The organism is Acinetobacter sp. 25-47-122, from assembly GCF_056779695.1.
Genome location: NZ_JBWYIJ010000003.1, coordinates 35,772 through 49,854, shown reverse-complemented (window position 1 = coordinate 49,854; position 14,083 = coordinate 35,772). Strand labels below are relative to the sequence as shown.

14 protein-coding genes and 1 pseudogene are annotated in these 14,083 nt (G+C 40.7%); 5 read left to right on the top strand and 10 right to left on the bottom strand.

Going from position 1 to position 14,083, the window contains the following annotated elements:
* Window positions 1–73: 73 nt before the first annotated feature.
* Window positions 74–253, top strand: a pseudogene (locus AC1M9P_RS03270) (helix-turn-helix domain-containing protein); the annotation flags it as partial.
* A 28-nt stretch (window positions 254–281) separates the two neighbouring features.
* Here the strand turns inward: AC1M9P_RS03270 and AC1M9P_RS03265 are convergent.
* The 4 genes from AC1M9P_RS03265 to lptF all read right to left on the bottom strand — a co-directional run bounded on the left by AC1M9P_RS03265 (window position 282) and on the right by lptF (window position 5,316).
* On the bottom strand, window positions 282–1,457 hold the full coding sequence (locus AC1M9P_RS03265; protein ID WP_481586720.1) for a S41 family peptidase: 1,176 nt from the start codon (window positions 1,455–1,457) through the stop codon (window positions 282–284).
* Window positions 1,458–1,477: 20 nt separating this feature from the next.
* Complete coding sequence (gpmI, locus tag AC1M9P_RS03260) at window positions 1,478–3,022, bottom strand: 2,3-bisphosphoglycerate-independent phosphoglycerate mutase (protein ID WP_481586719.1); 1,545 nt, start codon at window positions 3,020–3,022, stop codon at window positions 1,478–1,480.
* Window positions 3,023–3,145: 123 nt separating this feature from the next.
* Window positions 3,146–4,216, bottom strand: coding sequence for an LPS export ABC transporter permease LptG (gene lptG / locus AC1M9P_RS03255; RefSeq protein ID WP_481586718.1), 1,071 nt, complete (start codon window positions 4,214–4,216; stop codon window positions 3,146–3,148).
* A complete protein-coding gene (gene lptF, locus AC1M9P_RS03250; RefSeq protein WP_035263893.1) occupies window positions 4,216–5,316 on the bottom strand; it encodes an LPS export ABC transporter permease LptF in 1,101 nt (366 codons plus the stop codon). The genes lptG and lptF overlap by 1 nt, the downstream gene beginning before the upstream one ends.
* A 143-nt stretch (window positions 5,317–5,459) precedes the next feature.
* Between lptF and AC1M9P_RS03245 the strand changes: the two genes are divergently transcribed.
* From AC1M9P_RS03245 to AC1M9P_RS03230, 4 genes are all read left to right on the top strand, one after another.
* Window positions 5,460–6,899 (top strand): leucyl aminopeptidase, encoded by a 1,440-nt coding sequence (locus tag AC1M9P_RS03245; protein ID WP_481586717.1) that lies wholly within the window; start codon window positions 5,460–5,462, stop codon window positions 6,897–6,899.
* Entirely contained in the window at window positions 6,899–7,306 is a 408-nt protein-coding gene (locus tag AC1M9P_RS03240; protein ID WP_481586716.1) for a DNA polymerase III subunit chi, read from the top strand. The genes AC1M9P_RS03245 and AC1M9P_RS03240 overlap by 1 nt, the downstream gene beginning before the upstream one ends.
* Before the next feature lie 30 nt (window positions 7,307–7,336).
* A complete protein-coding gene (gene blhA, locus AC1M9P_RS03235) occupies window positions 7,337–7,945 on the top strand; it encodes a cell division protein BlhA (RefSeq protein WP_481586715.1) in 609 nt (202 codons plus the stop codon).
* Between the two features lie 109 nt (window positions 7,946–8,054).
* On the top strand, window positions 8,055–8,273 hold the full coding sequence (locus tag AC1M9P_RS03230) for a hypothetical protein (protein WP_035263886.1): 219 nt from the start codon (window positions 8,055–8,057) through the stop codon (window positions 8,271–8,273).
* 45 nt (window positions 8,274–8,318) lie between these two features.
* Here the strand turns inward: AC1M9P_RS03230 and AC1M9P_RS03225 are convergent, their stop codons facing one another.
* From AC1M9P_RS03225 to AC1M9P_RS03200, 6 genes are all read right to left on the bottom strand, one after another.
* Window positions 8,319–8,867 carry a VTT domain-containing protein gene (locus AC1M9P_RS03225; RefSeq protein WP_481586714.1) on the bottom strand — a complete coding sequence of 183 codons (549 nt, stop codon included), beginning with the start codon at window positions 8,865–8,867 and terminating at the stop codon, window positions 8,319–8,321.
* 111 nt (window positions 8,868–8,978) lie between these two features.
* The gene (locus AC1M9P_RS03220; protein ID WP_481586713.1) at window positions 8,979–9,638 is read right to left on the bottom strand and encodes a riboflavin synthase; all 660 of its coding nucleotides are present in this window, start codon (window positions 9,636–9,638) and stop codon (window positions 8,979–8,981) included.
* A gap of 28 nt (window positions 9,639–9,666) precedes the next feature.
* The gene (locus AC1M9P_RS03215; RefSeq protein WP_180028158.1) at window positions 9,667–10,959 is read right to left on the bottom strand and encodes a DNA adenine methylase; all 1,293 of its coding nucleotides are present in this window, start codon (window positions 10,957–10,959) and stop codon (window positions 9,667–9,669) included.
* Window positions 10,956–12,053, bottom strand: a complete 1,098-nt coding sequence (ribD, locus tag AC1M9P_RS03210) for a bifunctional diaminohydroxyphosphoribosylaminopyrimidine deaminase/5-amino-6-(5-phosphoribosylamino)uracil reductase RibD (RefSeq protein ID WP_481586712.1) — start codon at window positions 12,051–12,053, stop codon at window positions 10,956–10,958. The genes AC1M9P_RS03215 and ribD overlap by 4 nt, the downstream gene beginning before the upstream one ends.
* A 31-nt stretch (window positions 12,054–12,084) precedes the next feature.
* Window positions 12,085–12,549 (bottom strand): transcriptional regulator NrdR, encoded by a 465-nt coding sequence (gene nrdR, locus AC1M9P_RS03205; RefSeq protein ID WP_035263879.1) that lies wholly within the window; start codon window positions 12,547–12,549, stop codon window positions 12,085–12,087.
* Between the two features lie 138 nt (window positions 12,550–12,687).
* Window positions 12,688–14,082, bottom strand: a complete 1,395-nt coding sequence (locus AC1M9P_RS03200; RefSeq protein ID WP_035263878.1) for an ammonium transporter — start codon at window positions 14,080–14,082, stop codon at window positions 12,688–12,690.
* Between the last annotated feature and the right edge of the window lies 1 nt (window position 14,083).

The following is a 14,083-nucleotide window of genomic DNA, read 5'->3' as shown; positions in this document are numbered from 1 at the left end:
AACATCCCTACCTTTAGCACAACAACCAAATAGTCAAATTGAAGCAACTACTGATTTACTTTCTCAGACACCCAAAGGTTTGCCCGAAGAGGGATTAGAACAATACCTTGAGAAAGTAGAAAAAGAAGTTTTAATCAACGCGTTAAACTCAACGCATTGGAACAGAACCCTAGCCGCCAAAAAATTGGGAATGACATTCCGCTCATTACGATATCGTTTAAAAAAATTTGGTTTAGATACTGAAGATGAATAACTTAGCATCACCCCGATATTGATGATATTTAACGGCTTCTTAACAACAAATCGGCTGCGTGTTGGAGGTAAACCTCCTCCTTCATATCCTGCGGCCAAGGATATTCGATATTAGGGGCTATACCTTGCCCATCAATCTCGACACCATTGGGTGTTAAGTAATGAGATACTGTCATTTGTAGTGCAGCACCATTTTCAAGTGGAAAGAGTTTTTGCACAACACCTTTACCATAACTCTTTTCACCAATGATTACGGCGCGTTGATGATCTTTCATTGCCGCAGTAAATACTTCTGCAGCAGAAGCTGAACGTTGATTAATCAATACTCCGACTTTAAGCCCTGTAAATTCATGTCCAGGTAAAGCTTGGAATTGTTGATCGCCTTCTGAACGACTACGCGTAGATACAATCAAACCCTGATTTAAAAATAAATCTGCCGTTTCCACAGCAGAAGATAATAATCCACCCGGATTATTTCTTAGATCTATTAAAACAGCTTTGAGTTGTTGACTATGATGCTCATCGATATAACGTTTAATTTCATTCGCAGTATCTTGCTGAAAAACTTTCACCTTTAACAGTAAAACTTGATTACTCAACATATGTGCTTGTATATCGGCAACATCTAGTTTTTGATTTCTCACTAAAATAATTGGAGATGAGTTCGGTGATCTTTGTAAACTGATGGTTGATCCAATCGAGCCACTGAGCAAGTCTTTGACTTGCTCTTGGTTTAGCAATCTAAGCTCTTGTCCATCAATTTTGTAAAGTGTAACGCCGTTGGCCAATCCTAATTTTGCCGAGTCACTATCGGGATCTAAATTTTCGATCTGCCATAAACCTCGTGAGGTATCAAAGCTAAGATCAAAATCGATACTCGCTAAATCCTCCTCGGTATATTTGAGGAGCTGGCGATAATCTTCTGGAGATAAATAGCGAGAATAACGATCTAGCCCACTCACCAAACCTTGGATCGCTTGTAAAAATAACTGATCATCAGTGACTTCAGTGACATAGTTTTCTTTTACCGTACCGTAAATCTGAACAAACTGCTGTATAGATTCAATCGGAACTTCTGAACTGTTTGATGACCAGTCTTCTTCTAAAGGATCAACTGCTGGACCCTTAGATCCAGCAGCGAAAGCATGAACCCCATTCAAACTTAAAGCTAGACCTAACATGAGTTTGAATAACAATGGATTCATACTGAATTCCTTCTTATTTTTTAAACTAAAGTCACTAAATTGCGACCTTTCATCTCAGCAGGAACAGGCAACTGCATTAAATGTAATAATGTCGGTGCAACGTCTGCAAGCACACCACCCTCTGCAATTTTTGCTTGAGTTGGACCTACATAAATAAATGGTACATGCTCAGTTGTATGTTGAGTATGGACTTGACCACTTTCATAGTCCTGCATTTGTTCAACATTACCGTGATCCGCAGTGATCAACATATGGCCTTTCTTCGCCATCACTGCATCATAGACGCGACCTAAGCTGACATCCACTGCTTCTACTGCTTTAACGGCAGCATCGAATACCCCTGTATGTCCAACCATATCGCCATTTGCATAGTTCACAACGAGTAAGTCAAATTCACCTGAATTAATTGCATTCACTAACTCATCAGTGACTTCATAAGCACTCATTTCTGGTTTTAAATCATAGGTTGCAACATTTGGTGATGGAATCAAAATACGTTTTTCACCTGGATACTCATCTTCACGACCACCACTGAAGAAGAAAGTCACATGGGCATATTTCTCAGTTTCCGCGATACGTAATTGAGTTTTACCTAAATTAGACAGGTATTCACCAATTGAATTGACCAACGGTTCTGGCATATATGCCACCGGCGCATCAATTGTCGCTTGATAGCGCGTTAACATGACAAATTTCGCAAGCTGAGGCACAACTTTACGCTCGAAACCATCGAAGCCTTGTTCAACAAATGCTTTTGTCAATTCGCGAGCACGATCTGCACGGAAATTCATAAAAACAACAGCATCACCATCTTGTACTGCGGCTACATCCCCAATACGTGTTGCTTTCACAAACTCATCTGACTCTTCAGCAGCATACGCTTGTTCGAGACCTTCCACAGCAGACTCAACAACGCGAACAGCCTCACCTTCTGTTAATAAACGATATGCTTGTTCGACACGATCCCAACGATTGTCACGATCCATTGCGAAATAACGACCGATCATCGTTGCAATTCGACCCTGACCTGGATATTGGGCAAATAATGCATCTAATTTCTCTAAAGATGGTTGTGCACTTTTTGGGGGAGTATCACGACCATCTAAGAAAGCATGTAAATAGACTTGAGCACCTCTTTTTAGTGCCAACTCTGCCATAGCAACAATATGGTCTTCATGAGAGTGAACACCACCTTCAGACAACAATCCAAAAATATGTACTGCTTTTTGATTTTCTTTTGCTTTTTCTACAGCATCAACCAATACTTCATGTTTATAGAAATCACCAGTACGGATATCTTTGGTAATACGAGTGAAATCTTGATACAACACGCGTCCAGCACCAAGATTCATATGACCAACTTCTGAATTCCCCATTTGGCCATCTGGAAGACCAACATCTTCACCTGAACCTGAAATCAGACCATGTGGATGATTCTGTTTCATTGCAGTTAAATTAGGTGTTTTCGCTGCAAGAAAAGCATTATCTTCGACCGCTTCACGATGACCCACACCATCCATAATGACTAAAACGTGAGGGATTTTGCCAGCAGTTGCATCCGTCATGATATACACTCTTTTCTGTTTACAAATTAATCAACGTATCTTAACGAATTTTTCATTAAGACTCTATCTGAACACGATGGCTTTGATTGATCTAGACCATCTATTTTTCAATTTAAAAATTCTCTAGCGCGCTCGATATAGCAAATAGCTACCTACCGCAAAGATAAGCACAATTGGCAGAAAAACAAACCAAGCTGGAGATGGTAAATACACCAAACTCGCGTACCCTAAGAAGTCTTGTAGGTAGTAAAAACCAAGCCCTACAAATAACGCAATCACTAAACGAAAACCCATAGACTGTTGCCGTAAAGGGCCAAAAATAAAAGAGCAAGCAATCAGTACGAGTGCCAACAATGCAAATGGCGAAGCCACTTTTTGCCAGAATGCAAGTAAATACGTTTTAGGAACTTGACTATATTCATCCATATAGCGCATAAAACTGATCAATTGGCTTGGAGCTAAATCTTCAGGATCAATCGTCACCATATGAACATATTTAGGTTGAAGCGCTAAAGCAACATCCTGCTGAGGAGTTTGAATCAGTCTCGAATAGCCTTCAGGAAAAATATCCATCTGACTGGCTTCAATTAAAGACCATTGTCCATTTTGTACAAATTGACCTTGATTCGCAGTCAAGACTGACTTCAGACGATAATCTTGATCAAAGTCCATCATCTCAACTTGACGTAACTGCCCTTGCGCATTTGCATAGTCAATATAAATAAATCGTTGACCTTCTCTAGTCCAATAACCTTTGACTTCGCCAAGCTCAGCAACAGAACGACGGTCTTTAATACTTTCCGCCCGCTCATTGGTATAAGGAATAACATATTCACTGAGTAAAAATGAAAGCAATACCAAGAGCATTGCTGAGCGCATGACCCAACCCACAATACGCCACAGGCTAATCCCTGAAGCGCGCATGACAATCAGCTCACTATTTGAAGCCATTGAACCCAAACCGAGCACTGCACCAATCAATGCTGAAATAGGTAAAATTTCATATAAATATTGCGGTGAAGCCCATAGAACATGAATAAGCGCTTGCCAAGCTCCATATCCTTCTTTCAGGCTGCCTAATTCACCCATATAGGTAAAAAGAATTTGAAGGGCTGATAAAATCGCTGTAGCACCCAACATCGCCAGCGCTGTGGTTTTCGTCACATGTTTTGCGACAATTCGACGTGCCAACATTATGATTTCACCTGCTCAATTCGTTTTTTTAACTTAGGTGCTAGTTTTTGTTTACGCGAGAAAATCGCTGCACCCACTGCATAAACAATCAAGATAGCGGGATAAGCCCAAATACCAATCTCATCTTTACTAATTCTGGTTTTAATCGCCATTAATGCCACAATCAAACTGGCAAAAATTAAGAGTGCAGGAAATAATTTTAAATATCGTCCTTGGCGTGGAGTAACCTCAGACAATGCCGTTGCTAACATCAATGCCACAATCAATGTAAATGGCACAAATATTCTCCAGCCCAATTCACTGGCTACTACAGGGTCTTCACGAGTTTCAATCAACTTCGAAATTGGTAACGCTTCTACATCACCACTTTCGAATTTCGCCTCTTTATCACTTTCAAGACGCAAACGATATGAAGCAAATTCGGTATGACTATATTTCGGACTATCTTGATAAATTTCGTAACGACGACCTTGAGTTAAATCAACAACACTCGCTGTTTCACCGACCATTTCAACACGTGTCGCTTCTTTCGCTAAAATCATGATGTCAGGTTTTTCAGGCTTATCTGCACGCTGATAGAAGAAAATTTCTTTTAAGTTTTTACGATCTTCTGAAAGTGCACCAGCATAAATGGTATAAGGACCTGAGGAAATAAACTCTTTTGGACGCACCAAATCAAAGCCTGATCGAACCGCTTGAGTCGTCGTAAGCTTTTCAAATTCACGTATACCCCATGGAGACATCCATACCATTAATACCGTTTGAATGGCCAAATAAATGGCTGTGAGAGGTAACAATAAACGAGCCAATTGATTACGACTAACACCACTGCCATTGAGAACCGCCATTTCATGATCTACATACAGTCGGCCAAACACCAACATGAGACCAATGAAAAAACCTAAAGGTAAGATCAATGTCAAAAATTCTGGAAGACGGTAGCCAATGATGCTAAATAAAATACTTGCATCCATTCGACCCTGAGCTGCCACGCCAAAATACTTGATCAAACGCCCACCCAACATGATGAGTGTAAGCAATGAAATCACAACCACAGAGGTAGATACCACTTGTTTGACGAGGTAACGTCTTATAATCAAAGTAATCTTCCAAAATTAGGTTAAATCGGCTAGCGCTAGTTTACCCGAATGTTAAAAATATAAAACCTCATTGAAATTCTATCATTGGTAGTGTTTCAATGGTTTAATGATTTAAACGGTCTCAATAGGCACACAACAAGCATATGAAACTTTCAATTAATACATCATTGGCACAAATTTCAGAAAGCCAACATTTGGTTATTTTAGTCGACTCTGAAAACACCCATGCAGTTAAAAGCAACTATCAAATCAACAATTTAGACAGCCTAACTGAAGCAGCTCAATTCAAAGCAGGTTTCAATGAGTCTTTATCGTTATTGGGTCAAATTGAAAATCAACCGAATAGCATTCTACTTGGCTTAGGTAATGCACAAGAAGTTAAAGCTGCAAAATTAGCAAAAATTGCACAAACTATTATCAAAGCTTCACAAAAAAAATTCAAACAAATCAGTGTTGATATTTCAGCTTTGCCGAATGAATTACACTACTTATTTGCACTTAAACTCACTCAATCTGCTTATGCTTTTGACGAGTTTAAGTCGAAAAAAAATGACTTTATACTCGAACAAGTTCATTTAATTGCATCAAACTCTACGCTAACGTCAAATCAACTCAACTTAATTCAAGCAATTGAAAGCGGTCAAAACGTTGCACGTGATTTAGCAAATCGTCCAGGAAATATTTGTTTTCCTGAATATTTAGCGGATCATGCAGTTGCATTGGCAGCAGAATTCCCAGATTTATTGAAAGTAACCGTGCTAGATGAACAGCAAATTGCTGATCTTGGCATGAATGCATTTCTTGCAGTCAGCAAAGGTTCAGATCGCCCTGGACGTATCATTACTCTTGAATATCAAGGTCAACTTGAACAAGCTCCTATCGTCCTCGTGGGTAAAGGAATCACTTTCGATACGGGTGGTATTTCATTAAAACCAGGTTTAGGCATGGATGAAATGAAATACGATATGGGTGGTGCAGCTTCAGTTTTAGGAACTATGCGCTCACTCTGTGAAGCTCGCCTTCCGATTCATGTTGTAGGTGCAATTGCGGCGGCTGAGAACATGCCATCAGGTCATGCAACTCGACCAGGTGATATCGTCACCACGATGAGTGGTCAAACTGTTGAAATTCTAAATACAGATGCCGAAGGTCGCTTAGTCCTCTGTGACACGCTGACCTATGTCAAACGCTTTAACCCAGAACTTGTGATTGATATCGCAACATTAACAGGCGCTTGTGTTGTTGCTTTAGGCTCTGTTTTAACAGGTATGTTCACACCAGATGATGAACTGGCACATGAACTTTCTCAAGCTGGTGAACAATCCTTTGACCGTGTATGGCGTATGCCTGTCTATGATGACTACCAAGAACAGCTTGACTCTCCATTTGCTGATATTGCCAATATTGGTGGTCCAAAAGCTGGTGCTGTTACAGCTGCTTGTTTCTTGCAACGCTTCACACGTGAATATCGTTGGGCACATTTAGATGTTGCAGGTACAGCTTGGACATCTGGCGCAGCAAAAGGTGCAACTGGTCGCCCAGTTCCATTATTGGTTCAATTTCTCGCAAATCGCGTAAATTAATGTCTAGAATCAGCTTCTACTTATTTGAAAAGAGTCCAGAACGACAGGTCCAAAGTGCCTGTCGTTTATGTCGAAAAATTCTGCGTCACCCTGCAAAAATATGGATTCATTGTCCAGAATTGAGCATTCAAAACGAACTCGATGATTTACTTTGGAGTTTCGATCCGCAGAGTTTTTTGACACATGGCATTGATGATCAATCAGCAGCTATTTGTATTTCGTCTAAGCTCCCTGAAACTCAGGAATGGATCGTGTTTAATTTTCACATTCATGCACTTGAAGATCCTTCACGTTTCAGTCACATTATCGAAATTATTGAAAACAACGAAGCTGCCAAAGAAATTGGACGAGAGAAATATAAAACCTATCGAAAATTAGGTATCTCACCTCAAACACATAAACTTTAGCGCGTTGTCATTGGAAAAAGGAGAATCGCGGTGGCCATTAATGTCGGTCAAGATTTTAAAAAACGTTGGTTGAAAGCACCTGAAGCGGTTCGCCAAGCTTTTATTGACGACCTTAATCGCATCAGTGATTTACTCGAACCTCAAACTCAACCAGATCAATGGTTAGACCATGATAATCGTGCCCAACAAGTGGCTCAGTTAAAGGTTGAACAGGCTTATGCGGATGAAAAAGCACGATTAATTGAAGAAGCACGTATTCGTAAGCAATTGGCTTTAGAAAAATCATTAGCAGAAAAACGTGCACTGCAAGAGGCTTATAATCAAAAGCTTCTACAAGACGAATATCTAAAATTTCAACAACAAACCGATTCGCTCGTACAGTTACGACAAGTGATTGATGCAGAAATCGATGAATATACTGAAAAATACCAAAAAGTGACTACACCCCATCGGGACTTTTCAGGAAACTCTCCTGCGCATTTATCAATTCATCAAGATTTAGATACGATTCGTTTACGTCTCGAGCTTGAAGCTGAAACCATGATTGAAGATGCCGTACAAATCTTTAAATCAAAACTTCAAGCAGCAGCAAAAGAAGAGATCGAACTTATTTTAAAAAATACATCTCTACCTTCTTAGAGGCTCGAACGGTGGATGCTTAGTGTCATCAAAATGAAACATATTTGTCACACCATGAATGTGATTTAAATGCTCTCTGCGATTTGACGGACATGAGGAAAGTATCACCATGGATCTTTTAAACAACATCTCTGAACGAATCACTCATTTGAAATCTGGCGAACATGTCACGATCAGTGCTCAAGAACTATTGATTAGTCGAGCAGATTTTCAATCGGTTTTAGTGTATTTAAAACATGAGTCGAAAAAAGGCGACTTTTTAATTCAAGATGAAGCTTTGGTAGAGAATTGGTTTGATCGCACATCACTCACCATTAATAAAATTTAAAAGAGCCCACTGAGGGCTTTTTTTTAACAGGTTTGAAGTATCAATTTAAGCAAAAAAATCTAAAACGGCTGAGAATATATTTCCCATGCCATACCCCATACCTAGTAAAAGTGCGATCCAAATCCAAGCACCAATAATATTGTAAAACATGAAACTGCTATAGCTCATATATCCAGAGCCCGCAGCGAATGGAGCAAAAGAACGTAAAAAAGGGATAAAGCGCGCAATTAAAATGGTCTTACCACCATGTTTCTCGAAATAAGCATTGGTTTTGGCAATATACTCAGGTTTTAACCAACGTGAGTGCTCGCTAAAATATTTAACACCAAGCCATCGCCCTGTATAGAAATTGAGAATATAACCAAGGACTGAGGCGATAAATAATAACAATCCCATATAGTGCAAATGAATCAACTCAGTGGTCGAACATAAAGCACCGATGGCGATGAGCAAACTGTCCCCAGGTAAAAAAAACATGAAAACGGAACCATTTTCCGCAAATATCACTAAAAATAAAATTGCGTAAATCCATACGCCATATTGCTCTAATAAACTAGGTAAAAGCTGCTCTAAATGCAGTAAAAAATCAATCATTCTGAAGTTCTCTGAGCACGTTGCTTTCTCCTTTAGATAGATTGTATACCTAATTTATTTAAACAAAAAAACAGCCTAAAAATTTAGGCTGTTTTCTATTTTAATCATTTTTTAACGTAAAAAACCATTCTGTGCTAAAAATTCCATGCTTAATTTAGACTCAGGTTTATGCTCAGCAGCCTTATCCCCAAGCAATAAACGTTCAATATATCGTGCAAGTACATCGACTTCTAAGTTTACTCTAGTCCCGACTTTCCACGTACTAATATTGGTCCGCTCTGCAGTATGAGGAATAAGATTTAAACTCAACACATTGCCACGTAGACGATTGATTGTAAGACTAATTCCATCAACTGTGATAGAACCTTTCTCCGCTAAATATTTTGCAATTTCAGGCGGGGCCGTTACCTCAAAATAGAGTGAACGTGCATCTTGACGTTGCACTGTAATTTCACCAACAACATCCACATGTCCACTGACAATATGACCACCAAAGCGAGTTGTCGGCAACATCGCTTTTTCTACATTGACGGTTTGCCCAACCTTCCAACTCGATAAAGTTGTACGATGAATACTTTCAAGTGACACGTCTGCTTCGTACCATTGATTGCCCCATGCAATAACAGTTAAGCAGATGCCATTGGTCGCAATTGAATCACCCAAGTGAACATCAGACATATCAAGATCAGTCTGTATACGCAAGCGGATATCACCACCTACATTTTGTAAACTTTCGACTTTTCCTAAACTTTCAACAATGCCTGTAAACATAATGGGTACTCTTAAATTTGTTCTATTTTTACCATAAATCCAATTGTTCAGCGACGCCTGTAGTGTCAACACCACCCAATTCAGCATAGTGGTGTAACTGACCAAGTAACTGTCGAATTGGCGGTCCTGATTTTGCGTGCGTGTCTGTAATCACGATAAACTCAAGAACGCGCGCACGCTCAGACTGACGCTGCTTACTCACACGATATCTTGGAACATCTTGAGTCAAAATTGTGACTCGTCCACGCTCTAAATTCGCTTTAAGTAAATCACCAGCCTCAATATTTCCATCTGTTGAATAGCTGGTCAAAATATAGCGTGCATTAATGGTTTGCAAAAGCTTTTCATACGCTTCTTTGGCATGTTTAGAAGAATTGTATGGGCTTGGTCGTTCTTTACGCCAAGCACGGTCGATTCCGCTCTTGAAACCCTTAGTATCTGGACTTGGTAAATCTACCTGATCCCATAAAGTCAAAGCATTCAATACATGATAGTTGCTACTATACGCATGCTGATTATAGGGTGGATCCAAATATGCCACATCGACTTCGAAACCGCTCATTTGATTTGCTAAATGTTGAGCATCCACACACCACATTTCAGCCGCTGGGCCTGTCAGATTTGAATTTTCACAAAAACGACTTGGGGTCAGCCATAGTAATGATTCAATTCGCTCTAAAGCCGTCTGAGTTTTACCGCCCCAGCCGTGATGGAAACTCTTAAATACGCCTGACGTATTACTCACAAAACTTGCTGAATACAATAAAGGTGCAAGTAAAGCGCTCATTTCCACATCATCAATTGCACCTTGAGCTTGCCAAGTTGCAATTTGTTGGCGAATTGCATCAATGCGCATGCCATTTCGGCGTTTGAAGAATAAACGGTCTCTTGAAGGATCATAGATTTCATCATTACGAGGGCAGAGATTGTGTGTCACCCATCCTTTGACCTCAGGCAAGCGATTAAGATAATCAATTGCTTTCTGATATCCGCCTAATTCTTTAAAAGCAGGAGCTTCAGTACATGACAATATGGCATGATTAAGTGCGTGGCTGTAAGGCTCCCAATCGTTCGCTATTACTCGGTAGCCATTTTGACGAGCCAAACGAGAAACCACACCGCTTCCAGCAAAAAAATCCGCAAAGATAGGCGCTCGACCTGAACTCGTATTCAAAGTTCCAGTGCTTTCTAATGCCTCAAGAATCAAATGTAATAAACGACGCTTGTTGCCTAAATAAGGCACAAGTTGATTAAACAAATACTCATCTGTCGTACGTGCTGCATGGCGACGTTTATGATAAACCGTTGACTCTGTACTCATAGCGACTCTTGATCAGGGATTAATTTTAAACGGATGTCATCACCTAACTGAGTTACATCTTGAAGTTTAAAACGGAGTTGTTCTGTCATTTGTTTAAATTCAGCATTAAACATTGGACGAGCTGATTGACCTAATAGTGTAGGCGCAATATAACTAATCAATTCATCTACCAAATTTTCCTGCAAAAATGCAGTAGATAGGGTTGCACCAGCTTCCACCATCACATCATAGATTTGAAAATCTTTTAAGACTTTTAGCAATTCAACTAAGGGCTGAACTTCGAGTTGAATCACGCCAAGTTGTGCAAGCTCTGCTCGAAATGGCCCCATGACCATGACAGTATCAGGATTCTCTAACACTTTAGCATCTAAAGGTAAGCGACCTTGACGATCTAAAATCACACGTTTAGGCTGCACAACTCGCTCTAATTCAATATTCGGTAAAGCTCGAACATTCAACTGACAATCATCAGCCAACACTGTTTCAATACCCGTGATCACTGCACCAGAAATTGCACGCCAATGTTGAACATCCTGACGTGCCAATTCACCTGTAATCCACTTCGACTCCCCTGAAGCCATTGCTGTACGACCATCGAGACTCGACGCGACCTTTAAACGTACATAAGGTAATCCCTTAGACATAGCTTTAAAGAAGCCTAAGTTCAAAGGACGCGCTTCCAACTCACAGATCCCGACTTCAACGTCTATACCTGCTTGTTGTAGGATAGCCACACCTTTACCAGCAACCAATGGATTAGGGTCTGAACAAGCCACTATCACTTTTGCAATGCCCGCTTCTACTAAGCCTTTCGCGCAAGGAGGAGTTCGACCATAATGCGCACAAGGCTCTAGTGTGACATATGCCGTTGCACCCTGTGCTAGCTCCCCTGCTTGACGAAGTGCAAACACTTCGGCATGTGGTTGCCCAGCTTGGGGGTGAAAACCTTCACCAATGATCTGTCCGTCTTTGACAATGACACAACCTACATTAGGATTTGGTTTTGTCGAATATTGACCTTGCTTCGCCAATGCTATTGCACGACGCATCCACATTTGATCTTGATCGATCTGTTGTTGCGAGAACTCAGACATTCATAACCTTGAAGTTGAATTTGGGGCGAGATTAATGTTCTTGATCTCGGTGTTGCATTTGTTCGATTTGACGGCGAAATGCTTCTACATCTTGGAAATCTTGATATACAGAGGCAAAACGTACGTATGCGACATGATCAAGGGCAAATAAAGCCTTCATTACAATTTCGCCTATTGTACGAGAACGAACATCACGTTCACCTAGTCGACGAATTTGAAGTTGAATATCACTGACCACCGTTTCAATTTGTTCTTGTGTCACGGGACGTTTTTGTAAAGCATGCATGAGTGAACGACGAAGTTTCGCTTCATCATAAGGTTCATTTTTACCATCAGACTTGGTGACACGAGGCATCACCACTTCAAAACTTTCAAAAGTTGTAAAACGCTCATTACAACTAATACATTCACGACGACGGCGAATTTGGCAGCCTTCAGCAGCTAAACGTGAATCAATCACCTTACTATCAGCGGCGTTGCAAAATGGACAATGCATAGCGGTTTAATTGAACAAATTCTATTTGCACCAAGTGTATCAAAAAATTCTGCTCATGTTGAGCTTTCATCAATATATAGAAAAAAAACAGCCCCAAAGGGCTGTTTCACACTATATATTGATTATTGTGTTTAATCGTTATTCAACACGCTCACCATGTTGACTTAAATCCAGACCCATACGCTCATCGTCTGACTCAACACGAATACCGATGATTAAATCAATGACTTTTAAGATGATGAATGTCAGGATTGCTGAATAAGCGATTGTTGCAAGAACACCTTCAACTTGTACCCATAATTGGCTTAATACGTTTGTAGGTGCTGCATCGCCCATGATGAACTCACTTGCAAAGAATGCGGTTAGAATTGCGCCAACGATACCACCAACACCGTGAAGTCCAAAGGCATCTAATGAGTCATCCGCTTTCAATGCACGTTTTAATGCTGTAATACCCCAGAAGCACACGACACCACCAATTAAGCCCATCGCTAAAGCACCACCTACTGTCACGAATCCAGCAGCTGGCGTAATCACAACCAGACCAGCTACCGCACCTGATGCCGCACCCAACACTGAAGCTTTGCCACGAACGACTTTTTCAGTGATTAACCATGAAATGGCAGCAGCGGCAGCAGCAACTTGAGTAACAACCAATGCATAACCTGCTGAACCATTTGCACCTAATGCAGAACCACCATTGAAACCAAACCAGCCGACCCAAATTAAGCTCGCACCAATGACAGTCAATGTGAGGTTATGTGGCGCCATTGATTCTTTGCCTAGCCCCATACGCTTACCAAGCATATACGCCGCAACTAAACCAGCAACACCTGAGTTAATATGAACAACTGTACCACCTGCAAAATCAAGTGCACCATCGTTACCTAACCAACCACCACCCCATACCCAGTGTGTAATAGGAGCATAGACAACCACCACCCAAATTGCGATAAACGCAACAAAAGCACTAAATTTCATACGCTCTGCAATAGAACCACTGATAATGGCAACGGTAATGATTGCAAATGTCATTTGGAAGATGACAAATAAAATTTCTGGAATTGTTCCACTCAATGCTTCTGTAGTGATACCAGACAACATAAATTTATCTAGACTTCCAATAAAGGCATTACCTTCACCAAAAGCAAGTGTGTAGCCAACCACCACCCAAGCGATACTGACCACTGCAGCAGCGACAAAGCTGTGTGCCATGGTACTTAAGACATTTTTTTTACGTACCATACCGCCGTAGAACAGCGCTAAACCAGGAATGGTCATGAGTAAAACGAGTGCAGTTGAAACTAAAATCCAGGCAGTGTCACCCGTATCAAGAACTGCCGCTTCTTCAGCAGGAGCTTCTTCTGGAGCTGCTGGTAATGTTTCAACCAAATTAGAATCTGTAGATGAAGCCTCAGTTTCAACAACTGCAACTTCAGTAGAAGTTGGTTCTGACACTGCTTCTTCAGCCCATGCGACAGAACCACCTAAGAGTGCGCCAGACAAGCTCAGCGCCATTAGCATTTTTTTCATT